Origin of the sequence: Desulfovibrio fairfieldensis (assembly GCF_001553605.1) — a bacterium.
GTDB classification, from domain to species: Bacteria; Desulfobacterota; Desulfovibrionia; order Desulfovibrionales; family Desulfovibrionaceae; genus Desulfovibrio; species Desulfovibrio fairfieldensis.
The window spans coordinates 2,667,616-2,691,334 of the sequence record NZ_CP014229.1; the positions used below are offsets into that span (position 1 = coordinate 2,667,616).

Here is a 23,719-nt window from a genome sequence, read left to right on the forward strand (position 1 = left end):
ACTCATAAAAAAATCTTCCCTTGGTATCATGTTTTCCGGACAATGTCCGAAAAAGCACTTATCGGCAGCGATATGTTATTTGGGCTTCATGCCGGATCGGGCGACATGAAATGTCGTATCCCGCCGTTTCAAGCGGCCTTTGCTTCCGGGACCACAGCAGCCTAGGGGGTTTCATGCGTCTACGGCTCAGCACTAAAATCATTATTGCGTTTGTCGTCGCCATGCTTCTGGCCTGGGCCGGTCTGCTGGTCATCGGTTACGCTCTGGTGGGACAACCTTTCCATGAATTGCTGCGTTTCCAGCAAAGCCTGGAGGCCACCGAGCTGATCGCGAGCTCCGCGCGTGAAAGTCTGCTGTACAGCCTGTTGTTCATCGCGCTCATCGCGGTTGTGGGCGGCGTGTTCATCCATCGTCGGCTCAGTCCCATTTACACTCTGGTGGCCTATGCCGACGCCGTAAGCCGGGGCGAAGAGCGGGAACTGGAATTTTACCGCGCGGACTGTCTCGGGCATCTGGCCGAATCCCTGCGGAACATGGTCGGCAAGCTGCGCCAGCAGACCCACTGGTACGAGAGCATTCTCAACAGCATGCCCTACTCCGTGGCCGTCACGGACCTGGACATGCACTGGACCTTCTGCAACACGGCGGCGCTCAAATCCATGGGCAAGGCCTCGCCCGCCGAGATTCTGGGGCGGCATTGCTCGGCCCGCAAGGGCAATCTCTGCGACACGCCCAACTGCGGCATTGAATGCCTGCGCCGGGGACAGCATACGGTCATCAATCATATGCCCAACGGCAAGGCCATGAAAATGGTCATCCACTATTTGCTCGACCCCCAGGGCACGCCCGTGGGCCATGTGGAGATGGGCGTGGACATCACCGAGGAACTGCGCCTGAAGCAGGTGGAAGACAACTCCAGGCGCACCCGCATTTCCGTAAACGCCCGCCTGAAAAAAGTGGTGACCGGGCTCAACGCCGCGGCCGAAGCCCTCAGCGCCCAACTGGGCGACACCAAAGTCAAAAGCGATCAGGTGGCCGAGCGCATGGCGGAAACCGCCACTGCCATGGAGGAAATGAACTCCACGGTGCTGGAAGTGGCGGGCAATGCCGAAAGCGCGGCTCAATCCTCGGTCTCGGTGCAGGAAAGGGCCCAGGGCGGTACGGGCCTGATGCTGCGCACCATCGAGAACATCAAATCCGTACAGGAACGCTCTTTGGGCCTGAAACAGGACATGGCGGGCCTGGACCAGCAGTCCCGCGACATCGGCACGGTGCTCACCCTGATCCGCGACATCGCGGACCAGACCAACCTGCTGGCGCTGAACGCGGCCATTGAGGCGGCCCGCGCGGGCGAGGCCGGGCGCGGCTTCGCCGTGGTGGCCGACGAGGTGCGCAAACTGGCTGAAAAAACCATGAACGCCACCCGCGAGGTGGAATCCGCCATAGAGGCCATCCAGCAGGGTACGGACAAAAGCGCCACCACGGTGGAAGACGCCGTGGCCGCCATTGAGGAAGTGACCGGCATGGCCCAGGATTCAGGCCGCTCGCTGGAAGAGATCTCCGCCCTGGCCGAGGATTCCAGCAGCCGCGCGGCGGCTATCGCCACCGCCGCCACGGAGCAGTCCGCCGCCGCCGAGGAAATCAACCGGCATATTTCCGACGTGAACGTCCTGAGCGCCACCATGGCCGAAGCCATGAAAAAGGCCGCCCTGGAAGTACGGGAAATGACGGACCAGGCCCATGTCCTCAAAGAACTGTTGAATGAAATCCGCGTGGAGGAGACCGAAACAACAGCCGCCCTGCAGAGTGAAGACGGGCCGCGCGAGCTCAAGGCATCCCCCGCTCCGGCTGTCTGACCCGCGACGGTTGTCGCAACATCATTAAAATGCGCAACGCAAGAGGCCGGAGCAATGCTCCGGCCTCTTGCGCTTTTCGGGTCGCGTCGGCAGTGCCGACGCTCGCGGAGGTCCGCATCCCTCTCCTACGGGTGGTCCTTGAACTTGTCCGCCACAGCCTTGCCGCCGCTGTGGCAAGGAGTACAGTCCATGACGCCCTTGCTCCAGTTGGCCTCGTTGCCCTTGGTCATGTGGCATTCGCCGCAACCGGCCACGGCCTTCCGGATCGGGAAGGTGCCCTTGTAATTCTTGCCCTGCTCGATCTTGGCGTTCATGATTTCAATGGCCTTGCGGCAGACGTCGGCGGTGAGGCGGCCGCAGCGTTCGCTGCGTTGCTTGCTGCTGGCCTCAATCTTGTTTTCGTAACACCATTTGGATACCGAAATGTGGCAGAGCACGGAATCCGAAACGCCGGTGGGCAGGGCTCCCTTGAAGCCCGTGGCCGCGTCGCCCGGATTGTAGATGGGCAGGGCCGTGGTTTCATACCAGCGGAACAGCTCGTTGACCATGGGGGTGCGCTCCCTGCGGCCCCAGAACAGGGCAAAGGCCGCCGCCGCTCCGTAGAGCGCGCCGCAGATGGTCCCCCAGTCGGAAATGCCGCCCTTGTTGGCTTCCAGCATGGTAAAAGGAAACTGGTTGTACGGCGCGCCGAATTTCTCGCCCATCATCCCGATGATGCCGTAAAACGCGCCGTAACCGCAGGCATAGCCCTTGTGCCAGTAGCCTTCATAGGCCACGGGCGCGCATTCGTCAGCATTGAGTTTGTGCGGCTGCCAGCCGAACTCGCCGCCTACCTGGGCGAAACGCTCACCGGGAGCGGGCGCGGCCTGCGGCGCGGCCAGAGCCGGAGCGACCAGCCCCGCCACGGCGCCCCCCACGGCCAGCCCTCCAAGTCCACAAAGCAGATGCCTTCTGTTGCAGTCCATTATGCTCTCCTCCTTTGTAGGAATCCAATCCCTATTGTTAAAAAAATCACTAGCATTGCATGGAAAAGCGAGTCAACGGAATCCCCACGGAAAACAGGTTTTTTTGTAAAAATTTTCCGTCCGCCACTGGACGCGGCCGAAGAAGGACTTACATTCTTTTCCGCGCGGCACGGCCGCCTGAAACTTTGTATTTTTCAACGTCCGCCGGCAGCCCCGGAACAGACGGATTCGCCCGCGTCGGCAGCCTGACGGAAGAGAGCGCCGACGCCGTCCGCGACGCGGGAAACATGATTTCGACAAGACTTATATTTCCCTGAGGAGGATACACATATGTCCAAAATCATCGGTATTGACCTGGGTACCACAAACTCCTGCGTTTACGTCATGGAGGGCAAGGACCCCAAATGCATCACCAATCCCGAAGGCGGCCGCACCACCCCTTCGGTGGTCGCTTTTACCGACAAGGAACGGCTGGTGGGCGAAATCGCCAAGCGCCAGGCCGTGACCAACCCCAAACGCACCATTTTCGCCATCAAACGCCTGATGGGCCGCAAATTCGACAGCCCTGAAGTCGACCGCTGGAAAGAGCATTCCCCCTATCTCATCACCAAGGCCCCCAATGACGACGCCGGGGTGGAAGTGGACGGCCGCATCTACAGCGCGCCCGAGATTTCGGCCATGATCCTGGCCAAACTCAAGGCCGACGCCGAAGCCTATCTGGGCGAGCCGGTCACCGAAGCGGTCATCACCGTGCCCGCCTACTTCAACGACGCCCAGCGCCAGGCCACCAAGGACGCCGGCCGCATCGCCGGCCTGGAAGTCAAGCGCATCATCAACGAGCCCACGGCCGCCTCCCTGGCCTACGGTTCGGACAAAAAAGCCAATGAAAAGATCGCCGTCTTCGACCTGGGCGGCGGCACCTTCGATATTTCCATTCTGGAAGTGGGCGACAACGTCGTGGAAGTGCGCGCCACCAACGGCGACACCTTCCTGGGCGGCGAAGACTTCGACCAGCGCATCATCAACTGGTTGGTGGAAGAATTCAAAAAGGAAAACGGCATTGATCTGTCCAAGGACAGCATGGCCCTCCAGCGCCTGAAGGAAGCCGCGGAAAAGGCCAAGAAAGACTTGTCCACGGCTATGGAGACCGAGATCAACCTGCCCTTCATCACCGCCGACCAGAACGGCCCCAAGCATCTTCTGATCAAGCTCAGCCGGGCCAAGCTGGAATCCCTGGTCAGCGATCTTGCGGATCGTACCATTGAGCCCTGCAACAAGGCTCTGACCGACGCCGGCCTTGACCCCAACCAGATCGACGAAGTCATCCTGGTCGGCGGCATGACCCGTATGCCTCTGATCCAGCAGGTGGTGGGCAAATTCTTCGGCAAGGAGCCCAACCGCTCGGTGAACCCCGACGAAGTCGTGGCCATGGGCGCCGCCATCCAGGGCGGCATCCTCACCGGCGACGTGAAGGATGTGCTGCTGCTTGACGTGACGCCGCTCTCCCTGGGCATTGAAACCATGGGCGGCGTGTTCACCAAGCTTATTGAGCGCAATACCACCATCCCCACGCGCAAGAGCCAGATTTTCACCACGGCGGCGGACAACCAGCCCTCGGTGTCTATCCATGTGCTCCAGGGCGAACGGCCCATGGCCAATGACAACATGACCCTGGCCCGCTTCGACCTCACCGGCATTCCGCCGGCGCCGCGCGGCGTGCCGCAGATCGAGGTCTCCTTCGACATCGACGCCAACGGCATCGTCAACGTCTCGGCCAAGGACATGGGCACCGGCAAGGAACAGTCCATCAAGATCACGGCTTCCTCCGGCCTGTCCGAGCAGGACATCCAGCGCCTGGTGCGCGAGGCCGAAGCTCACGCCAGCGACGACAAAAAGAAGCAGGAGCTCATTGAGGCCCGCAACCATGCCGACAGCCTGATCTACGGCACGGAAAAATCCCTGGCCGACCTGGGCGACAAGGCTGACGCCGCCGTGAAGAGCGACATCGAAGGCAAAATCGCCTCTCTGCGCAAGCTCATGGAAGGCGAGGACGCCACGGCCATCAAGAATGCCACCGAGGAACTGGCCAAGGCTTCGCACAAGCTGGCCGAGCAGCTCTACCAGCAGCAGGCCCAGCAGAATGCCGGGGCCGCGGGCGGCCAGCCCGGCCCTGACGCCGGAGCGGGCGCTTCCTCCGCCGGCGGCAACGACGACGTGGTGGACGCCGATTACACCGAAGTTAAGAAATAAGCTCAGGCCGGGTTGCCCGGCTTGCCAGTAGGCTTCCGCTGTACTAAAAAGGTCTGACCGTAAAAGGTCAGGCCTTTTTTATTTCCGGAGGAGCCGCCATGCGTAGCCTGCGTCATTTTTTGCGTTTCTGTACCCCTGCCCTGTTGATCGCGGCCTTTTTCAGCTTGGCCGCCTGCCGCCAGGGGCCCCCGCCCCCGCCGGACGGGCATCCTCCGGCCGCCCATAGGCCCGCGCCGCAGCGTCCTCAGGTTCATCAGGCGCCGCAGCACCGCCCGGATCAGCCCCGGCCGCCGCATACTCCGGGACAGGCCTCCAATGCGCCGCGTCCCGATTCGCGCCCTGATTCAGGCCCCGGCGACCCGCACAAGCAGCCTTCATACCGGACAGGCAGGTAGCGCGTATGTCCGTCCAACCAATGTTCTTCCCCCGCCAGGCTTTCCTGCGGCTGTCCCTTGTCCTGCCCGCGCTGCTCATGCTGGCAGCCTGCCAGATGCCCTTCGGCAAACGCGATGCCGCGCAGATCAGGCCCGCCACGCCCGCCGCGGCCCAGGGCCCCTGTGTGGTCCTGGCCCTGCCCGCCTCGGGCCCGTACGCGCCCATCGGCGGCAAGATCAGCCGAGGCGCGGGTCTGGCCCGTCAGGAACTGGCCGCCGACGGCATCAAGATACGTCTGGAAACCGTGAATACCGAAGCCCCGGACTGGCTGAGCAGGCTGTCGGCCCTGCCCCCGGAATGCGCCGTGGTGGGCGGACCGCTGCAGGCCCGCAACTATGCTCAGGCCCGTTCCGCCGGAGCCGTGGACCAACGGGCCTTTTTCACCTTCCTGCCCAGTCTGGAGCAGGGCGACGAGGGCGCGCGGGCCTGGCGCTTTTTTCCCAGCCCGCAGGACCAGATCGACGCCCTGATCAGCTTTGCCACAAACGATCTGAACATCCGCACTTACGGGGCCTTCTATCCCACGGACGCCTACGGCGCGCGCATGACCGGCATGCTGGAGCAGAGCCTCGCCGGCCAGAACATGGTGCTGCACAAGGCCTCCTATGATCCGGCGGACGTCAGTTCCTGGAGTACCGCCGTGGCCCCGCTGATCAACGCCACCCAGGCCGAGGGCAGCAGCACGCCCGTGCCCCAGACCGCCTTTGAGGCCCTCTTCCTGCCCGATTCCTGGAAAAGCATGGACATGCTGACAACCAGCCTGCTCTATAACGGAGAAGACCGCCTGGTGCTGCTGGGCACAACCCTCTGGGAGCAGAGCCTGTCCGGCAAGATAGTGCCCAATGCGGAAAAATACGCGTTGGCCGTGTTTCCCGGCGCGTGGAACGCCGCGCGTGCCCCGCGCGCCCTGCAGGCGCCGGGCAACGACTTCTGGGTGGCCCTGGGCTATGATTTCACCCGTTTCGCCGTCAACCTGGGGCTGAATTCACGCCTGAGCGCGCCGGAAATCACCGCCAGGGCCGGGCGCGCCGCGCAGATGATCCGGGCCATGGCCCCCATCACCTGGGACAGCGCGGGCGTGGCCCACCAGCAGCTCTTCATCTTCCAGGCCTCGCCCTCGGGCATGACGCCGCTGGACTTGGGGCAGTTCCAGCAAACCCGCGCCGCCGTGCTGCAACGTGCCGCGCTGCGCATGCAGGGCCTGCCCGCCGTGGACGCCGAGGGCAACCCCCTGGTGCCCGGCCTGCCGCCCGCCGCCGGGCAGACGCCGGACCAGAGCGGAACGGTCCAACCCGGCGCGACGCCGTCGGCGCTGCCCCTGAGCAGCACCCCGCAACCTTCGTACAAACTGCGCCTGCCCACGCGGCGCTGAGACCGAACACGGAATAAGGATTGGTCATGGCAGAACCTAACAACATCAGCCGGGAGGAAGTGGCGCACATGGCCGCGCTTTCCCGGCTGCGCGTCAGCGACGAGGAACAGAAACTCTTCGCCCGCCAGTTCGGGGACATTCTGGGCTACATGGATGTGCTCGCACAGGTGAACACCGAGAATGTGGACCCCTTGTACAGCCCGGTGCAGCACGCGGCCGAGGGCCGCGAGGACCGGGCCGTCAACCGGCGCTCGCGCGAGGAAGTGCTGGCCAACGCGCCGGAAGCGGACGGGGAATACTTCATCGTCCCACGAATCGTATAAGGACAGTTACATGACCGAGATCTGTTCGCTTTCGCTCACGGCCGTTGCCGGGGCTTTGCAGAAAAAGGAAATCAGCGCCGTGGAAGCCGCGCGGGCCTGCCTGACGCGCATGGAGGCCACGGAACCCCGGATTGCCGCCATGCTGCGCGTGGACGCGGAGGGCGCGCTGGCGCGCGCCCGTGAGCTGGACGCGGCCGGGCCGGACCCGGCCCAGACGCTCTGGGGCGTGCCCGTGACCGTCAAGGACGCCCTGTCCACCAAAGGGCTGCCCACCACTGCGGGTTCGCATATTCTGGAAGGTTTTGTACCCATCTACGACGCCTTTGCCGTGGAAAAGCTGCGCCGGGCCGGAGCCGTGCTGCTGGGCAAGGCCAACCTGGACGAATTCGCCATGGGTTCGGGCACGGAAAATTCCGCCTACCAGAAAACCCGCAACCCCTGGAACACGGCCAAGGTGCCGGGCGGCTCCTCCGGCGGTTCGGCGGCCTCGGTGGCGGCCGGGCAGTGCTTCGCCTCGCTGGGCACGGATACGGGCGGCTCCATCCGCCAACCCGCCTCGTTCTGCGGCTGCGTGGGGCTCAAGCCCACCTACGGCAGGGTGTCCCGCTACGGGCTCATCGCCTACGGTTCGTCCCTGGACCAGATCGGTCCCCTGACCCGCTCGGTGGAAGACTGCGCTCGCGTGCTTTCGGTCATCGCCGGACACGACCCGCGCGACGGCACCTGCGATCCCCGGCCCGTGGAAGACTACGCGGCGGCCCTGCCCCGGAACGGCGCGGACCTCAAGGGCGTGCGTCTGGGCCTGCCCAAAGAATTCTTCGGCGACGGGCTGGCCCCGGAAGTGCGCGCGGCCTGCGAAACGGCCATTGCGCGCGCGCGGGAGCTGGGCGCGGAACCGGTGGAAGTGAGCCTGCCGCATACCGATGCGGCCATCGCCACCTACTATATCATCGCCATGGCCGAGGCCAGCTCCAATCTGGCCCGCTTTGACGGCGTGCGCTACGGCCGCCGCGCCCCGGACGTGAAAAATCTGGAAGAGCTCTACGTCAAATCCCGTTCCGAGGGCTTCGGCCAGGAGGTCAAACGCCGGATCATGCTCGGAGCCTATGTGCTCTCCTCCGGCTATTACGACGCCTATTACCGCAAGGCCGCTCAGGTGCGCCGCCTGATACGCGACGAATACCTGGCCGCCCTGGAACAGTGCGACGTCCTCTGCGCTCCGGTCTCGCCGGTGACGGCCTGGGATCTGGGCAGCCATGCCGCCGATCCGCTGCAAGCCTACCTCATGGACGCTTACACCCTGTCCCTGAATCTGGCGGGCCTGCCCGGCCTGTCCCTGCCCGTGGGCCTGGGCGCGGAAAGCAAGATGCCCGTGGGCCTGCAACTCATCGGCCCGGCCTTCGGCGAAGCCCGCCTTCTGGGCATCGGGCATGCCCTGGAGCGGGCCCTGCCGGGCATCGGGCGGCCCGCGCTGTAAAAATTACTCTGAACACGGTCACGGAACAGAGCCCCGCGCGAAACTCCCGCGCGGGGCTCTGTTTCGTGTGACGGCAAATTCCATGAAGCGGGGTTCGCGCCGCTGCGGAAGCCGGAACCATAAGGCGATCATCTCCCCCACAAAAGCCTGGACGCCCCCCCGCATGGACGGTAATGCTTGTATCAAAGAGGAGGACCCGCCTCGTCCTTTGGCGAGGCCCCCTCTAAACTGTACCGAATTTTGCGGAGGTACCATGCCAGACAGCAAGTCATCAGAAAAAAAAGATGTCTTGAAGCGGCGCGATGTCATCAAGGGAGGAACCGCTGTGCTTGCATCGGCGTTCTTCCCGTTTTCCATACAAATTTTCAACGCGGGTGAGGCCCTGGCCGAACCTTCCGTCCCAGCGGGCACGGGAGAGGGGAAAATCCTCTGGAACTCCTGCAATGTGAATTGCGGGAGCCGTTGCGCCTTGCGCGTGCATGTGCGCGACGGCGTCATCACCCAGATAGAAACGGACAATACCGGCGACGACCAATACGGTCTGCAACAGCTCCGCGCCTGCCCGCGCGGGCGTTCCATGCGCCAGCGCGTGTATGCCAAGGAACGTATTCCCTACCCCCTGCGCCGGATCGGCAAACGCGGGGAAGGCAAGTTCGAGCGCATCAGTTGGGACGAAGCCTTCGCCGAAATCGGCAAACGGCTGCGCGGCGCCATCGACACCTACGGAAACGAATCCGTCTATCTCAACTACGGCACCGGCGCGCTCGGCAGCACCATGGGCAAAAGCTGGCCCCCCGCGCAAACGGCGGTGGCCCGGCTGATGAATCTTGTGGGCGGCTACCTGAACCATTATTCCGACTATTCCACCTGCCAGATCACGGTGGGCATGCCCTATCTGTACGGAGGAGGCTGGGTGGACGGCAACTCGCTCTCCGATATAGAAAACAGCGAACTGGCCGTTTTTTTCGGCAACAATCCCTCGGAAACCCGCATGTCGGGCTGCAAGGCCAAAACACTCCAGCACGCCCGCTTCACGCGCAATACGCGGGTCATCGTCATTGATCCGCGCTATTCCGACACCGTGGTTTCCGTGGGCGACGAGTGGATTCCCATCCGCCCCGGCACGGACGCGGCGCTCAGCGCGGCCCTGGCCTACGTCATGATAACCGAAGACCGTGTGGACAAGGCCTTTCTCGCCAAATACACCATAGGCTACGATGAAGCCTCCCTGCCCGAGGGCGCGCCCTCCGGTTCCTCCTATGCGTCGTACATTCTGGGACACGGCCCGGACAAGACCCCCAAAACGCCCGCCTGGGCCTCGCGCATCACCGGCATTCCTCCGGCGCGCATTGAAAAGCTGGCCAGGGAAATCGCCGGGGCCAAACCCTGCTTCATCTGCCAGGGCTGGGGGCCGCAGCGGACCACCAACGGCGAGAACCTCTCCCGCGCCGTGGGCATGCTCGCCGTGCTTACCGGCAACGTGGGCATCAGGGGCGGCAATACCGGCGCGCGGGAAAACGCCGGATACAAACTGCCCATGGCCCTGTTCCCGACGCTGGAAAACCCGGTGAAGACGGAGATCTCCTGCTTCAACTGGTATCAGGCCATTGACGACTACACCCGGATGACCGCGACCACCGCGGGCGTCCGGGGACGCGACCGTCTCGTCGCGCCAATCAAATTCATCTGGAATTACGCGGGCAACTGCCTCACCAACCAGCACGGCGGCATCAACCAGATGCATCCTATTCTGGCCGACGACAAAAAATGCGAGACTATCGTGGTCATCGACACCACGCTGACGCCCTCCGCCCGCTACGCGGACTTTCTGCTGCCGAGCTGCATGAACCTGGAGGAACACGACTGGACGTCGGACGGCGACAGCAACATCGCCTATGTCATCTTTGACAACAAGTGCATAGAACCCTTGGGAGAGGCCCGCAGCATTTACGACATCTGCGCGGGCGTGGCCAGGGAACTGGGCGTGGAAACGCAGTTCACGGAAGGACGCACACAGTACCAGTGGCTGGAAGCGCTGTACGAAAAATCCCGCAAGGCGGTGCCGGAACTGCCGCCGACGCTGGAAGAGGCCTTCAAAATGGGCGTCGTCAAAAAGTATTTTCCTGAAAACCACATCGCCTACAAGGAGTTTCGCGAGGACCCGGAGGCGCATCCGCTGCCTTCCCCGTCCGGCAAAATAGAAATCTATTCCCCCCGGCTGGCGGAACTGGCGAAAACCTGGACCCTGCTGCCCGAGCAGGCCATCACGCCCCTGCCGGAATACATCCCCAACCCTGAAGGACCCGAGGGGCCGGGACGCAAAACCTGGCCGCTGCAGCTCATCGGCCATCACTACAAACAGCGCACGCACTCCACTTATGGGAACTGCTGGTGGTTGCAGGAGGTCGCCCCGCAGGAGCTGTGGATCAATCCGCGCGACGCCGGAGCGCGGGGCATCCGCCTCGGCGACAGGGTGAAAGTCTTCAACGAGCGCGGTGTGTCGTTCGTCAAGGCCAAGGTCACGCCGCGCATCATGCCCGGCGTCGTGTCCCTGCCGGAAGGCGCGTGGCACACGCCCGACAGTTCCGGGCAGGACACCAACGGCTGCGTCAACGTGCTGACCAAGCTGTTGCCCACGGCCCTGGCCAAAGGCAACCCCCACCACACCAACCTCGTCCAGGTCGAAAAAGCCTGAGCGTCAAGGCATGCGCGCCAAGGATGACACGATGATCAAAAATCCGGCTTTTTATTTCAACTCCGAGCTCTGTACCGGCTGCAAAGCCTGCATGATCGCCTGTATCGACAAGCACAATGCGAATCCGGGCGTTCTCTGGCGGCGGGTGCTGGAGTTTTCCGGCGGAGAATGGCTGCCCGTGGGCGACGCTTTCGAGCAGAACGTCTTTGCCTACTATGTGTCCCTGTCCTGCAATCACTGCGAAAATCCCGTCTGCGCCAACGGCTGTCCCACACAGGCCATGCACAAGGATGAAAACGGCATCGTGTCCATAGATGAGAGCCGTTGCGTCGGTTGCCGCTATTGTGAATGGAATTGCCCATACGGCGCGCCGCAGTTCGATCCGCAGCGAAAAAAAATGACCAAATGCGATTTCTGCCGGGACAATCTGGAACAGGGGAAAAAACCGGCCTGCGTAGCCGCCTGTCCCTGCCGGGCGCTGGATTACGGCGATTACGGGCAACTGGTCGAGCGTTACGGCGCGCAGGCTCCCATTGCGCCGCTGCCCGCTGCGGAGCTGACGCGCCCGCACTTCATCTGCGCCCCCAACCGCCATGCGAAACCGCAGGGGAGCACGGAAGGCCTGCGGGGCGGCCTGATCAGCAATCCCGAGGAGGTGTAGCCATGGAAGGGTCTTTGAGCCTCGTTATTTTCACCCTTCTGGGGCAGGCTTCGGCGGGCATGGTGCTGCTGCTCCCCTTCTTTGCCGATCCTGAAACCGGCCGGGGGCGCATCGCCGGGGGGGTCGCCCTCGCGCTGCTCTGCGCCGGGGCGCTGTTTTCGCTCGGGCACCTTTCCGACCCCTGGGTCAGCTTTTACACCATCACCAATGCGGGCACGTCCTGGCTGAGCCGTGAAATCTGGTTCGTGGGCCTGCTCGGTGCGGCGACGCTTGCCTGGCTGGTGACGCGCCGGGCCTGGATTCGCTGGCTGGCCGCACTCGTCGGCCTGGGGCTGGTGTATGTCATGAGCCGGGTGTACACGCTGCCCACGGTGCCCTTCTGGAATTCAGCGGCCACGTTCTGGACCTTTCTCGCGTCAGGCCTGCTGACGGGCGCGGCGACCCTCTTGTTCCTCAACGGGCTTGCCGCGCGACGCGATCCCGAAGCGGCGCGGCGGCTGGCCACCGGCTGGCAGCCCGTGATCCTCGTGCTGGCCTTCGGGTTGCGCGTGCTGGTCCTGCCCCTGCAATGGATGGCTTCCCCGATGCCCGACCATGTCGTCCTGCAATGCTGGACCCTGGCTTTTCTGCTGGCCGGAGCGGCCCTCGGCCCCCTGCTGCTGGTCCGCAACGGCTGCCGCGCGGCTCTTTCCGGCGAGTCCCGGATCTGCCCCTGTCCGCTCGCCGTCAGGGCGGGCATCCTTTGCGGCCTGACCTGGGCCGGGGAGATCTGCGGACGGATGCTGTTTTACAGCGGGTACACCTGGTTCGGCATGTAAAACGAACCCAGGCCGGGAAGACGCCGACTCCGGCGGACGCGGAAAAAGCGCAGCACTCCCAGGCGTTCGCCGCCACAACACCAGAAGCAGCCGTCCCCTTGACCGCAGGGTCAAAGGGGCGGCTGTTTCAATGACACGCGCTCCGTCGTCGGCGGGCGCTATTTTTTATGCAGCATGATGTCCAGAATCACCTTGTCCGTCTCGCGCATGCCCGTGGAGCCCAGACGCCCCAGATTGGCGATGCAGATTTCAATGTCTTCGTCCACGATGCCTTCGTTGCCGGGCACGGCGGAACCCTCCATGGCCAGCATCACGGCCTGGATGCCCGCCCCCACGGCCGAAGCCACCTTGAGCGCACAGGAGCTCTTGGCCCCGTCGCAGATCATGCCCGCGATGTTGCCTACCATGTTGCGCACGGTCATTTCCATTTCCTTCAGCCCGCCTCCCAGCAGCATGGCAATGCCGCAGGCCGCGGCCGTGCCCGCCACCATGGCCCCGCAATGGGCCGAAAGCCGCCCGAGATGGTGCTTGATGTGGATGGACGCGAGGTGGCTCATGATCAGGGCGCGGGCCAGCTCCTCGTCGCTCTTTTCCTGGCGGATGGCGCAGGCCACCACCGGCATGGTGCAGGTGATGCCCTGATTGCCGCTGCCGGAATTGCTCATGACCGGCATCATCACCCCGGCCATGCGCGCGTCCGCCGCGGCCGCCGTGAGTTTGACCGCGAAAGTGGGCATGTCGTCGGCCAGGATGCGCCGCCGCACCTGGGCGTCCATGCTTTTGCCCACGGCCAGGCCGTACTGGCGGGTCAGGCCTTCCTCGGCCACTTGGCGGTTCATGCGCGCGGCCTCCAGAATGAAGGCAATGTCCTGCAGCGGGGCCGTGGCGGCGAACTCGTAAATGCCGGCCAGGGTCAGAGGCCAGTCCTCCCCGGCGGCGCTCCGGTTTTCCGCCCCGGCGGCATCTTCTTTCTCGAAAATCAGCTCACCGTCGCGCCAGACTCTGGTGATATTGGCGTGGCTGTCCCGCAACTCGGCCTTGGCCGTATGCCCGGCGGCCGCCGCGGTCACCGTGCAGTACAGCAACAGATCGTTGCCCGGCAGCTTCAATTCCACCCGTCCGGCCTTGAGCATGGCCCCGGCCGCGTCCACCTGGGCGGGCGTCAGGTCCCGCAGGCATTCCAGCCCCAGGGCGCTCTTGCCGCCCAGCGCGCCCGCCGCCGCCGCGATGTTCAGGCCCATCTCGCCGGTGCCGGGCACCATGACGCCCATCCCGTTCTTGAGCAGATTGGCGCTGACCTCCACACAGAGGCGCTCCGGCACGGCTCCCAGGGTTTCGGCCGCCTTGGCCGCCGTGAGAGCCACGGCGATGGGCTCGGTGCATCCCAGGGCGGGCACCACTTCCTGGTGGATCAGATCAAGAAAGGCTTGCTTGGACGGGTTCATGCGTTCTCCCTGATATCTAGAGCAGATTAACTTTGAGAATTGACATTCTCAAAGTTTGCGCTGCCCTCAACCTGCGGCGGGGACGCGGTCCCACCTTGGCTTCTGGCGCGGGCGTCCACTTTCGTGGCCGCCAGAGCAGTTTAACTTTAAAAGTTAAGCTACTCTAATTTTTCAAATTAGACACGCAAAACCCCACGGGTTTTGCGGCGGCATAGCCGCCGTGAGTCAGCGAAAAACCACGCTTTTCCGCTGACGATCCTGTAAAAATTGAGAGCATATTTATGCTCTCAATTTTTGCAATCAAACACTAGTCCCCGAGTGCTGCAAAGGCCCCAATTCGCCGTGGCGGTTGAAGATGCCGTCCAGCATAAGGGTCAGAGCGCCGTCGCCGGTGACGTTGCAGGCCGTGCCGAAGCTGTCCTGCAGGGCGAAGATGGCGATGAGCAGGGCCACGCCGGTCTGGTCAAAGCCCAGCACGCCGGTCACGATGCCCAGCGAGGCCACCACCGTGCCGCCGGGCACGCCGGGCGCGCCCACGGCGAAAATGCCCAGGAGGACGCAGAACAGCAGCATGGTGCCCACCGAGGGCAGGGTGCCGTAAAGGATCAGGCTGATGGTCATACAGAAAAAGGTCTCCGTGAGCACCGAGCCGCAGAGATGCACGGTGGCGCCCAGCGGCACCATGAATTCCACCATGGTCCGGCTGAGCACCGGCGAGCGGCGCGCGCACTCCAGGGCCACGGGCAGGGTGGCGGCGCTGGACATGGTGCCCACGGCGGTAAGATAGGCGGGCGTGTAATAGCGGAAGACCTGGGAGGGATTGCGGCCCGAAACGATCCCGGCGATGCCGTACAGCACGGTCAGCCAGATGAAATGGCCGAGGATCACCAGAGCCACCATGGTCACGAAAATGGGCAGATGCTTGGTCAGCGAGCCCTCATAGGCCAGGCCCATGAAGGAAAGGCCCACGAAAAAAGGCAGAATGGGGATCAGCACCCGCGTCACCAGCCAGGTCATGATCCGTTCCAGTTCGGCAAAGACCTTGCCCAGGGTTTCCGACTTGGTCCAGGCGATGGCCACGCCGAAGAACAGGGCCGTGACCAGGGCGCTCATGACGCTGAACAGCGGCGGAATGTCCAGGCGGAAGACCATTTCCGGCAGCTTGCGCAGGGTCTCCGTTTCCGTGGCGATGGACAGGTGCGGAATGACCAGGTAGCCCGAGCCCATGGAAAACAGGGCCGCGCCCAGTGAGGAGGCGTAGGCCAGGCAGACGGCCACCACCAGGATCTTGCTGGCGTTCTGCCCCAGGCGCACAATGGCCGGGGTAATGAAGCCCACAATGACCAGCGGCACCAGGAAGAAAATGATCTGGCCGAAAATATGCCGCAACGACACCACCACGTCCATGACGGCCTCATTGGCCACAAAGCCCAGCAGCGCGCCGAGCACAAGCCCGGCCAGCAACTTGAGGATGAGCGAAACATCACCGATCTTGGCCATCCTGATCCTCCGCAAGGTTGAATAAGATACACGCTCAAGGGCAATTCAACTTTGAAGAGTGAATTGCTCTGGTGGCCGCGTGAGCTGACACCCGCGCCCGAGTGCAAGGAAAAATCGCGTTTTCCGCAGCACGCGGGCGGCATAGAGTTTGAAATGTACACATTTCAAACGCAAAATGCTGTAGGACGCGGATACGCGCGGACCGTGCCGACAGCGTACTGCTTACTATACGCCAGGGCCGCCCTGTTCCGCAATAGCCAAAGCTATACATTAAATATAAGGAGACATGAAAGCCGAGGCGGGGCCTACTCCAGAATATAGCGCATGGGATTCACGGGCACGCCGTTGAGCCGCACCTCGTAATGCAGATGCGGGCCGGTGGTGCGCCCGCTCATGCCGATGTAGCCGATGATCTCGCCGCGCTTGACCCATTGGCCGGGCTGCACGGCCCAGCGCTGCATGTGCCCGTACTTGGTGACGATGCCGCCGCCGTGGTTGATTTCCACGCTGTTGCCGTAGGCGCCGTCGCGCGCGGCCAGGATCACCGCGCCCTGGGCCGGGGCCAGAACAGGCGTGCCCATGCGGTTGCTGATGTCCAGGCCCTTGTGGAACTGGCCTCCGCCGCCGAAGGGCGAGGAACGTCCGCCGAAACTGGAGGAAATAAAGCCCACCACCGGCCAGATGGACGGCATGGAGGCCAGGGCGTCGCGGTTTTCGCGCAGGGCGCGCAAAAGATCCTGCTGGCGCACTTCTTCCAGGCGCACGGATTCGGAAAGGTGGGAAAGAAAATCCTGCATCTTGCGCGCGGCCAGTTCCTGCCGGTGCAGGGGCAGATAGGCGCGCGAAAAATCGCCGGGCGCGCCGCCCACTTCGGCCGGGTCCTTTTCCATGTTCATCATCATCCGCAGCTTGGAATCAAAGCGCTGCACGCGCTGCAAATCCTGGCTGACGCCGGTGATCCGCCCGGCCAGATTGACGATCTGGCGGCGCTGCTCCTCAATGACCCGCTGGGCGTTGTTCAGATTCTCATCCAGATGACGCGCCTGAAGCCAGGCCCGCCAGAGCCAGACGTTGCAGGCGATCAAGGCCAGGATCAGCAGACCGGCCGTGAAGCCGAACCAGCCGCGCATCCGCAGATTGCGGCTGCCGCTGCGCCCTTCCTTGAAAATGACGATGTGGTATTTGCCGAGCAGCATGAAGCGGATAGTTTAGGGTGCGCTCCGGCCCCTGTCAATGCGCGGGCGGCAAATGATTTTCCGGGCCTGCCACGCGCGGAGGACGGCAAATCCTTTGCCCATGCGGCTGACTCCTCGATTCAAGAGATATCCGCCCCGCCGGGCATCTCTCCCCTTGCTGACAATGCGGCGGCAGACGTGTATGGTTCTTTTCGCGGCTTGCGTTGCAGCGCACCCGCAGCAAGGAGAAAACGCCCATGCCGGAGAATATCCCCACATCCCCCGCTTCTTCCGTTGCCGCCGCTCCCGGCGCTTCCAACGCCCCCGAAGACCCGGCGAAGCGGGCCCTGCAGGCTCTGTTGCCCGAATTCTACGCGGCCGTGGGTGAATTTGAAGACCTGAAGGCCGCGCCGGGTCTCAGCCCGGAGGCGGTGGCGGCTTTGGAGAAAAAGCTGGAATTCGGTTTTTCCATGGAACTCAGGGAACTGCTCACGCGCTGCGCCGCCGTTTCCATGGCGGGCCTGTCCGTGAAGGCCGCCGAGTTCGGGCCCATTGTCATGCCCGGCTCGGACGCCCTGATCATCGGCGAATTTTATCTCTATAACCCCGGCGACCGCCTGCTCATGCTGCCTGACGATCCGGCGGTCTACTATCTGGAGCAGCGCAACGGGGCCATCACCAAAATGGCCGACGGGGTGTTCAACTTCTTCAACAAAACGCTGGTGAAATACCTGTACTCCGACTAAATCCGGGCTTCACGCCGGTTTCCGCGGCATGTCGCCCATCTGAATATAACGGTCCAGCACGTCCGCCAGCTCCTCTTCCGCGATAATCCGCACGCTTTCGGCGCCCCTCTCCTTTACGGTGAGGGCATTGCCCGCCAGGTCAATAATCCGCCCGGCGTGTTGCGGGAAACATGCCGCAGCCGCCATCTCCATGTCTCGTGACCCGGGCATGACCACTCCCCCCTGATGTTCGCCGTATGACGTCCCCGCTCAGCGCGCCACGTCCTCCGCTCCGCCGTCCGGCTCCTCGGGCAGGCTGTTTTTATCCAGCTGCCAGCGGATCAGGCCGTTAAATATGCTGCGGCGGGCATCCTTGGTCAGGCCGTAAAGGCCGGACAAGGTTTCGGCCATGGCGCTGCGCGCCGTGTGCCCTGCGGAGGGGCAGGCATTGGCCCAGACCGGCAGTTCCCACTGCCTGGCGGCCTTGAGGATGTACTTCTTTTCCACCAGCAGAAGCGGCCGGATCAGGCGCAGCCCGCCGTTGAAAAAGGGCTCGCACATGCTCATGCCGTCCACCCGGCCGTTGCGGCAGAGATTCAGAAAAAACGTCTCCACCAGATCCTCGGCGTTGTGGCCCAGGGCCAGATGGGTCAGGCCGTAGCGCGCGCAGAGTTCGAACAGGCGTTTGCGCCGCAGCCAGGCGCAACGGAAGCAGGCCGAGCGGCGCAGATTCTGCTCCGAATGGGCCTGCGGCCCATAATCCGTCACCTCCAGATGGGCGGGAATGCCCTCGCGGGCCAGCCAGGGCAGCAGGGCGGCATGACTGTGCGGGTCAAAACCGGGATTGAGGTGCACGGCCATGAGCTCGAAGCGGAAGGGCACAATACCCTGGCGGATTTTCAGGGTCTTGAGCAGCACAAAGCTGTCCACGCCGCCGGATACGGCCACTCCCACCCGGCAGCCGGGCCAAAGCATGCCGGTTTTCTGCATGGCCTTGCCCGCGCTTTTGACGCAGACCTCCTGGGCGAAGGAGCGTTTCTCGCGGCTCACGGGCGATCCTCCCTCTGGCCCGAGGGCACGGACGACTTTTCCATGGCTGCGAACAGACAGACAAAACGCATGGCTCCTCCGAAAAACGCCGGACTGTCCGGCGGCGGTTGGTCCTTGACAGATCGCAATCCCCCCCCTATCATATCTTATTTCAGCAGGCAAAGCCCTAGTACTCAGGCGCATTCGTTCGCCCGCCCTCTTTACAACAGGCCGGGCGGTATTATTTTTCAACCGGATTTCCCGGAACAGCGGTCGGCGCGTCAGGGTCGACCGGACACGGAGGCAGCATGGCCCGTATTACTGTGGAAGATTGTCAGGAACGTGTGGACAACCGTTTCTTGCTGGTGCAGATGGCCATCAAACGCGTACACCAGTACCGCGAAGGGTATGAACCCCTGCTGGAAACGCGCAACAAGGAAGTGGTTACCGCCCTGCGTGAAATTGCCGCCGGCAAGGTCATGCCGGACGACAAAAGTCTGTACAACCCCCTGTCCGACGGACAGGGCGTGCCCAATACCGAGGGCTAGCGGAGTCTGATCCGCGTGCCCCCCCCTGTCCCCCGGTCCGCGCGGCGAGCCGGGGGACAGACGTCAGCATGGGCGCGCGCCATACCGGAACTACAGCATTTTGCGTTTGAAATGTGTGACATTTCAAACTCTATGCCGCCCGTGTGCCGGGGATGGCGACAGCAACCTGACACGTGGTCTTTTCTCGCACTTGGGCACGGATGTCCGCTTACGCGGCCACCAGAACAATTCACTTATTTCAAACGTGAATTGCCCTAAACGCAAAAGCACCTGAAAATTATGATGCAGCGTGACTACTACGAAGTTTTGAGCGTCAGCCGTACCGCCGGAGAGGACGAAATCAAACGTGCCTACCGGAAAATGGCCATGAAATACCATCCTGACCACAACCCCGGCGACGACGAGGCTGAGCAGCGATTCAAGGAGGCCGCCGAGGCTTACGACATACTGCGCGACCCGGACAAACGCGCCCGCTACGACCGTTTCGGGCACGCGGGCGTGCAGGGCAACGGCGGCGTGGGGGGCTTCGGCAGTGCCGAGGACATTTTCGCCCATTTCAGCGACATTTTCGGAGATCTCTTCGGCTTTTCCTCGGCTTCGCGCGGTCCGCGCGCCATGGCCGGAGCGGATCTGCGTTACAACCTGACCGTCAGTTTCGCCCAGGCGGCCAAGGGCGATGAAATCACCTTGTCCCTGCCCAAACACGTCACCTGCCCGGACTGCAAGGGCAGCGGCGCCGCGCCCGGCAGCAAGGTGGAAAGCTGCCGCCAGTGCAACGGCACGGGCCAGGTGCGCCGCTCCCAGGGCTTTTTCCAGATTGCCATGCCCTGCCCGATCTGCCAGGGCACGGGACAGATGATCACCAAGCCCTGTGCCAAGTGCAGGGGTGAAGGCATTGTCACGGACACGCGCGAGCTGGTGGTGCGCGTGCCCGCCGGGGTGGATACCGGCACCCGCCTGCGGGTGCGCGGCGAGGGCGAGGCGGGCGTGCACGGCGGCCCTCCCGGCGACCTCTACGTGGTGCTCACCGTGGAGCAGGACAAACGCTGGCAGCGCCAGGGCCAGAACCTGATCTACAGCCAGGAGATCAGCTTCGTGCAGGCCGCCCTGGGCCACAAGGTGGAAGTGCCGGGCATCGACGGCCCCCTGCCCCTGGAAGTTCCCAAGGGCGTGCAGAGCGGCACACTGTTGCGCCTGGCGGGCGAAGGCCTGCCCTACCCCGGCCGCAGAGAGCGCGGCGACCTGCTGGTGGAAGTCAAAGTGCTCACCCCCACCCGCCTTTCCGCCAGACAGGAAGAACTGTTGCGCGAATTTGAACAGGCCGGGGAACAGACTCCTTTGGAAAAAGTCAAAAAAGCCGCCAAGAAAATCAGCAAGGCCATGGGCCTGGATTAGGGTCTGTTAACACTATAGAATTTTTGTTCGCCTGCAAGGAAGATAAACCTGCTTTGAGGGAGTGTACTCTTCTGGTACTCGACCGAAAAAGCAGGTGAAATCTGACGCGGCAGGAGGGCAAAAAGGCATAGCGTTAACAGGCCCTAGAGCAAAGTAACTTTGAAAAGTTACTTTGCTCCGGCTGCTGCGAAAGCAGACGCCCGCGCCTGAAGCCAAGGCGAGACCGTGTTTCCACCTCAGGCTGAAGGCAGTGTCAACGTTGAGAATATCAATTCTCAACGTTAATTTTCTCTAAGTTTTCCGGAGCAATTCACGTTTGAAATGGATGCATTGCTTTATCAGCAACCACAGGGCCGCTCCCGTAAGGGGGCGGCCCTGAATTATGGCGCGTGGAAAAAAATGCCGCATTTGGATGAGAATTCGCAGAAAAATTACGTCCGGTTTCAGCCCATCGGAAAAGCCGCGTGTTAGCGCGGCCGTCGGCATCCGCCCGGCTCAAAGACTTGCCAACGGCTACCGCGGCACGCGGGCGACGCGGAGTTTGAGCTATGGAGCCGCGCTATGCGCCGGGGGCCGTGCCGGAATCCGGGGCGGACACGTTTTCCTCTTCCGGCGAGGCCGGAGCGGACTCCATGGGTTCGAGCGAATGCATGTTGATCTGGGCCGGCCCTTCGCTGCTCTGGGGCACCTGGAGGCCAATGCGGGCATTGTGGTTGATGACGATGGGCCCGGTGAGATTGAGGGCCGCCTTTTCCGGCTCTCCGGCCGGGATGGAAACCGTGACCAGGATGGCCGCGTCTTCCATGCGTTTGATCTGGAGCAGCTGCTGTTCCGCATCCCCCACCATGACCGGGTAGGATTGCAGGAAGCTGTAGGGATCGGCCACCAGCAGACCCACCTGCGGCTCGGTCACGCTTTGCAGGATGAGCAACGGCGCTTCGGGCCGGATCTGGAGCAGAATGAAATCCCGCTCGCCCTCAAATCCGGCCAGGCCGTGGGGGAAGCGGATCACTTTATCGGTATCGATGCGGCGCCGTCCAAGACGGGTGTCGATCTCTATTTCTTCTTTGTCTCGTGCCATAGTTCAGCTGCCACCATGAAGTCTTCGTTGCTTGTCGCCAGCGCGCGGCGGTTTTCCTCAATGACCCGCTTGTAAACCTCTTCGCGGTACACTGTGGTATCGCCGGGCACCTCCAGGCCGAGTTTGACCTGTTTTCCCTGCATACCCAGGACGGTTATGCGTATGTTTTCGCCCAGATAAAGGCTTTCACCGGGGCGTCGCGTCAATATCAGCATGGCTTGTCCATATGGAGTACTTTCACGGAGCAGCTCACGGTTTTCTGATCTTCCGTTTTTTCAGGCTGGAGCGCCGCTCTAAATATAGTTGGCAAGGCTCAATTTCATGATCATGGATGAAGACTGGAGCACCGTCTGGTACGTGAGCTGCTGCCGGGTAAGCTTGGTCAGCAGTTCAGTCAGGTCAATGTCTTCAGTATAGCTTAATCGCTCCTGTTGGTCCAGCTTCTGGAAGCTGAGCACGTCGGCGGCCATTTCCACGCGGTTTTCCAGGCCGCCGTAGCGGTCCGCCTCGGTCGTGATGCGCTCGTGGGCTTTTTTCAGGGCGGCCAGGGACTGGCCGCAGCCCGTGGCGTTGTTGTTTTCGCAGTAGGCAATGAGATTGCCCACTACCTCAAAGACATTGGCATCGCCTTCAATGGCGGGCTTGCCCTGGTAATAGCCGCCGAAGATGTCCTTGCCTATCCCGTTCACCGAGATATAGGTATCCTTGAGGATTTCATAATTCAGATCCGCGCGGGAGGGATGGATCATGACCTGCGCGCCCGCCGGCACGGTGGTGCCCCCGGCCGCCGTCGTGGCGTCCAGATCCATATAGCCGCCGGGCACGGGCAGGCGCACCGTGCCGCCGCCGGAGGTCTGGCCCTTAGCCGTGACCCAGGTGGAGCCGCCGTCCGTGCTGTAGGACCAGGTAAATTCCTCTCCCGTGGTGTTCAAGTCCACGCCCGCGGCGGGCTCATCCATGCGTACCAGCATATTCTTGCTGAACGTGCCGCTGGCCGAGGCCCTGAGGCCCTGCTGGCCGCCCATGACGGTCATTTCGGGCGGCGGGTCCTTGTCGTCCCCCTGATACACGGCTGTGGGCCGGATGTAGACCAGAGTGCCGTTTTCGGCTCCGGGCCCGGCGTCCACGTCCGCCGCATTGACGGCCATGTCCTGCTTCATGGTCACGGTGACGCCGTCGGCCACCATGTCGTATGTCTGCGGAGGCCCCGCATTCACCTGCACGGTCCCGTCGTTCCAGGTGGTGCCGCCGTCCTTGGACCAGCGGTAGGTAGCCGGGTCGCTCAGATTGCCGTTGCTGGTGAACTGGAGCATCATGGACGTGTCGGACGCGCCCTGAATGCTGTAATTGCCCTGGCTGATGTCGCCTGACCAGTTGTCGTCCCAACTGGTCAGGGCCAGGCCCTGCTCAAAGGCGTTCTTGTCGTATTTGTGTCCGGCGAAGAGGCTCTTGCCTTCAAATTCCGTGTTGGACAGATTGAGAAGCTGACCGAAAATCTGCTTGACCCGCTCACCGATCTGTTTGCGGTTTTCGGCGGACATTTCGGTATTGCTGGCCTGCTGGGCCAGGCTTTCCAGATCCTGGAAAAGCGTGCTGACCCGGGTGCTCAGCACGCTGTCCGCCAGCTCCAGCCAACCCCGGGCCGTATCCACGTTGGTCTGGTACTGGGCCGTGGCATTGAGGTCGTCACGGGTGGTCAGCACGCGGTAGGCTCCGGCGGGATCGTCCGAAGGCCGGTTGATCTTCTTCTGGGTGGAACCCTGCTCGTTGCTTTCCATATAGGCCGCCAGATTTTTCTGCATCTGGCCGACCATATCGCTGTACATCATGCTTTGGGTAATGCGGATAGCCATACGCCCTCCACTGGGGTAATTAACGCCTCAAACAGCCGCAGGCGGGCTTTGCCCACCCTTAAAAGACATAGTTGAGGGGGAGGATTCGCCTGCAAATCCTCGCGGGCATGTCAGGC

General features: G+C 62.8%; 20 protein-coding genes. 11 read left to right on the plus strand and 9 right to left on the minus strand.

From position 1 onward, the window contains the following. The first annotated feature begins 173 nt into the window (after positions 1-173). Positions 174-1,856, plus strand: a complete 1,683-nt coding sequence (locus AXF13_RS11295; RefSeq protein ID WP_062253342.1) for a methyl-accepting chemotaxis protein — start codon at positions 174-176, stop codon at positions 1,854-1,856. Between the two features lie 125 nt (positions 1,857-1,981). Here AXF13_RS11295 and AXF13_RS11300 read toward each other — a convergent pair whose 3' ends face one another. After that, positions 1,982-2,821: a split-Soret cytochrome c gene (locus AXF13_RS11300; protein WP_062253344.1), complete on the minus strand. Its 840-nt coding sequence runs from the start codon at positions 2,819-2,821 to the stop codon at positions 1,982-1,984. A gap of 330 nt (positions 2,822-3,151) precedes the next feature. On the opposite strand from AXF13_RS11300, the gene dnaK reads away from it, so the two are divergent. From dnaK to AXF13_RS11340, 7 genes are all read left to right on the plus strand, one after another. Beyond that, the gene (gene dnaK / locus AXF13_RS11305; RefSeq protein WP_062253346.1) at positions 3,152-5,071 is read left to right on the plus strand and encodes a molecular chaperone DnaK; all 1,920 of its coding nucleotides are present in this window, start codon (positions 3,152-3,154) and stop codon (positions 5,069-5,071) included. A gap of 400 nt (positions 5,072-5,471) precedes the next feature. Continuing rightward, entirely contained in the window at positions 5,472-6,878 is a 1,407-nt protein-coding gene (locus tag AXF13_RS11315; protein ID WP_062253350.1) for a type 1 periplasmic-binding domain-containing protein, read from the plus strand. 26 nt (positions 6,879-6,904) lie between these two features. Then, on the plus strand, positions 6,905-7,201 hold the full coding sequence (gatC, locus tag AXF13_RS11320) for an Asp-tRNA(Asn)/Glu-tRNA(Gln) amidotransferase subunit GatC (RefSeq protein WP_008682021.1): 297 nt from the start codon (positions 6,905-6,907) through the stop codon (positions 7,199-7,201). Between the two features lie 10 nt (positions 7,202-7,211). Then, a complete protein-coding gene (gatA, locus tag AXF13_RS11325) occupies positions 7,212-8,678 on the plus strand; it encodes an Asp-tRNA(Asn)/Glu-tRNA(Gln) amidotransferase subunit GatA (RefSeq protein WP_062253352.1) in 1,467 nt (488 codons plus the stop codon). A gap of 325 nt (positions 8,679-9,003) precedes the next feature. Then, the gene (locus AXF13_RS11330) at positions 9,004-11,373 is read left to right on the plus strand and encodes a DMSO/selenate family reductase complex A subunit (RefSeq protein ID WP_236887144.1); all 2,370 of its coding nucleotides are present in this window, start codon (positions 9,004-9,006) and stop codon (positions 11,371-11,373) included. Between the two features lie 31 nt (positions 11,374-11,404). Next, positions 11,405-12,034, plus strand: a complete 630-nt coding sequence (locus tag AXF13_RS11335) for a DMSO/selenate family reductase complex B subunit (protein ID WP_062253356.1) — start codon at positions 11,405-11,407, stop codon at positions 12,032-12,034. Positions 12,035-12,036: 2 nt separating this feature from the next. After that, positions 12,037-12,852 (plus strand): dimethyl sulfoxide reductase anchor subunit family protein, encoded by an 816-nt coding sequence (locus AXF13_RS11340; RefSeq protein WP_062253358.1) that lies wholly within the window; start codon positions 12,037-12,039, stop codon positions 12,850-12,852. A 158-nt stretch (positions 12,853-13,010) separates the two neighbouring features. Here the strand turns inward: AXF13_RS11340 and AXF13_RS11345 are convergent, their stop codons facing one another. From AXF13_RS11345 to AXF13_RS11355, 3 genes are all read right to left on the minus strand, one after another. Continuing rightward, positions 13,011-14,297: an L-cysteine desulfidase family protein gene (locus AXF13_RS11345; RefSeq protein ID WP_062253360.1), complete on the minus strand. Its 1,287-nt coding sequence runs from the start codon at positions 14,295-14,297 to the stop codon at positions 13,011-13,013. A 300-nt stretch (positions 14,298-14,597) separates the two neighbouring features. Further along, the gene (locus tag AXF13_RS11350) at positions 14,598-15,797 is read right to left on the minus strand and encodes a dicarboxylate/amino acid:cation symporter (RefSeq protein ID WP_062253362.1); all 1,200 of its coding nucleotides are present in this window, start codon (positions 15,795-15,797) and stop codon (positions 14,598-14,600) included. A 305-nt stretch (positions 15,798-16,102) separates the two neighbouring features. After that, entirely contained in the window at positions 16,103-16,993 is an 891-nt protein-coding gene (locus tag AXF13_RS11355; protein ID WP_062253364.1) for a M23 family metallopeptidase, read from the minus strand. Positions 16,994-17,229: 236 nt separating this feature from the next. Here AXF13_RS11355 and AXF13_RS11360 point away from each other — a divergent pair, with 236 nt between their 5' ends. After that, positions 17,230-17,718 carry an SMI1/KNR4 family protein gene (locus AXF13_RS11360; protein WP_062253366.1) on the plus strand — a complete coding sequence of 163 codons (489 nt, stop codon included), beginning with the start codon at positions 17,230-17,232 and terminating at the stop codon, positions 17,716-17,718. 9 nt (positions 17,719-17,727) lie between these two features. Here AXF13_RS11360 and AXF13_RS11365 read toward each other — a convergent pair whose 3' ends face one another. After that, a complete protein-coding gene (locus AXF13_RS11365; RefSeq protein WP_150116172.1) occupies positions 17,728-17,928 on the minus strand; it encodes a hypothetical protein in 201 nt (66 codons plus the stop codon). Between the two features lie 39 nt (positions 17,929-17,967). Beyond that, the gene (locus AXF13_RS11370) at positions 17,968-18,747 is read right to left on the minus strand and encodes a tRNA lysidine(34) synthetase (RefSeq protein ID WP_062253370.1); all 780 of its coding nucleotides are present in this window, start codon (positions 18,745-18,747) and stop codon (positions 17,968-17,970) included. Positions 18,748-19,034: 287 nt separating this feature from the next. Here AXF13_RS11370 and rpoZ point away from each other — a divergent pair, with 287 nt between their 5' ends. Next, positions 19,035-19,274, plus strand: a complete 240-nt coding sequence (gene rpoZ, locus AXF13_RS11375; RefSeq protein ID WP_062253372.1) for a DNA-directed RNA polymerase subunit omega — start codon at positions 19,035-19,037, stop codon at positions 19,272-19,274. A gap of 279 nt (positions 19,275-19,553) precedes the next feature. Continuing rightward, on the plus strand, positions 19,554-20,669 hold the full coding sequence (gene dnaJ / locus AXF13_RS11380) for a molecular chaperone DnaJ (RefSeq protein ID WP_062253373.1): 1,116 nt from the start codon (positions 19,554-19,556) through the stop codon (positions 20,667-20,669). Between the two features lie 559 nt (positions 20,670-21,228). Here the strand turns inward: dnaJ and fliW are convergent. The 3 genes from fliW to flgL all read right to left on the minus strand — a co-directional run bounded on the left by fliW (position 21,229) and on the right by flgL (position 23,603). Then, a complete protein-coding gene (gene fliW, locus AXF13_RS11385; RefSeq protein ID WP_008682047.1) occupies positions 21,229-21,750 on the minus strand; it encodes a flagellar assembly protein FliW in 522 nt (173 codons plus the stop codon). Beyond that, positions 21,726-21,965, minus strand: a complete 240-nt coding sequence (csrA, locus tag AXF13_RS11390) for a carbon storage regulator CsrA (protein WP_008682049.1) — start codon at positions 21,963-21,965, stop codon at positions 21,726-21,728. The genes fliW and csrA overlap by 25 nt, the downstream gene beginning before the upstream one ends. 78 nt (positions 21,966-22,043) lie before the next feature. Beyond that, the gene (gene flgL / locus AXF13_RS11395; protein ID WP_062253383.1) at positions 22,044-23,603 is read right to left on the minus strand and encodes a flagellar hook-associated protein FlgL; all 1,560 of its coding nucleotides are present in this window, start codon (positions 23,601-23,603) and stop codon (positions 22,044-22,046) included. Positions 23,604-23,719 lie beyond the last annotated feature (116 nt).

What these genes read in the sequence shown, in the direction of transcription:
- AXF13_RS11350 (WP_062253362.1), bottom strand. Translation starts at nt 15,797, where the DNA reads ATGGCCAAGATCGGTGATGTTTCGCTCATCCTCAAGTTGCTGGCCGGG.
- dnaJ (WP_062253373.1), top strand. Translation starts at nt 19,554, where the DNA reads ATGATGCAGCGTGACTACTACGAAGTTTTGAGCGTCAGCCGTACCGCC.
- AXF13_RS11300 (WP_062253344.1), bottom strand. Translation starts at nt 2,821, where the DNA reads ATGGACTGCAACAGAAGGCATCTGCTTTGTGGACTTGGAGGGCTGGCC.
- AXF13_RS11295 (WP_062253342.1), top strand. Translation starts at nt 174, where the DNA reads ATGCGTCTACGGCTCAGCACTAAAATCATTATTGCGTTTGTCGTCGCC.
- rpoZ (WP_062253372.1), top strand. Translation starts at nt 19,035, where the DNA reads ATGGCCCGTATTACTGTGGAAGATTGTCAGGAACGTGTGGACAACCGT.
- AXF13_RS11345 (WP_062253360.1), bottom strand. Translation starts at nt 14,297, where the DNA reads ATGAACCCGTCCAAGCAAGCCTTTCTTGATCTGATCCACCAGGAAGTG.
- AXF13_RS11340 (WP_062253358.1), top strand. Translation starts at nt 12,037, where the DNA reads ATGGAAGGGTCTTTGAGCCTCGTTATTTTCACCCTTCTGGGGCAGGCT.
- fliW (WP_008682047.1), bottom strand. Translation starts at nt 21,750, where the DNA reads ATGGCACGAGACAAAGAAGAAATAGAGATCGACACCCGTCTTGGACGG.
- AXF13_RS11335 (WP_062253356.1), top strand. Translation starts at nt 11,405, where the DNA reads ATGATCAAAAATCCGGCTTTTTATTTCAACTCCGAGCTCTGTACCGGC.
- flgL (WP_062253383.1), bottom strand. Translation starts at nt 23,603, where the DNA reads ATGGCTATCCGCATTACCCAAAGCATGATGTACAGCGATATGGTCGGC.
- AXF13_RS11315 (WP_062253350.1), top strand. Translation starts at nt 5,472, where the DNA reads ATGTCCGTCCAACCAATGTTCTTCCCCCGCCAGGCTTTCCTGCGGCTG.
- AXF13_RS11360 (WP_062253366.1), top strand. Translation starts at nt 17,230, where the DNA reads ATGCCGGAGAATATCCCCACATCCCCCGCTTCTTCCGTTGCCGCCGCT.
- gatC (WP_008682021.1), top strand. Translation starts at nt 6,905, where the DNA reads ATGGCAGAACCTAACAACATCAGCCGGGAGGAAGTGGCGCACATGGCC.
- gatA (WP_062253352.1), top strand. Translation starts at nt 7,212, where the DNA reads ATGACCGAGATCTGTTCGCTTTCGCTCACGGCCGTTGCCGGGGCTTTG.
- AXF13_RS11355 (WP_062253364.1), bottom strand. Translation starts at nt 16,993, where the DNA reads ATGCTGCTCGGCAAATACCACATCGTCATTTTCAAGGAAGGGCGCAGC.
- AXF13_RS11365 (WP_150116172.1), bottom strand. Translation starts at nt 17,928, where the DNA reads ATGCCCGGGTCACGAGACATGGAGATGGCGGCTGCGGCATGTTTCCCG.
- dnaK (WP_062253346.1), top strand. Translation starts at nt 3,152, where the DNA reads ATGTCCAAAATCATCGGTATTGACCTGGGTACCACAAACTCCTGCGTT.
- csrA (WP_008682049.1), bottom strand. Translation starts at nt 21,965, where the DNA reads ATGCTGATATTGACGCGACGCCCCGGTGAAAGCCTTTATCTGGGCGAA.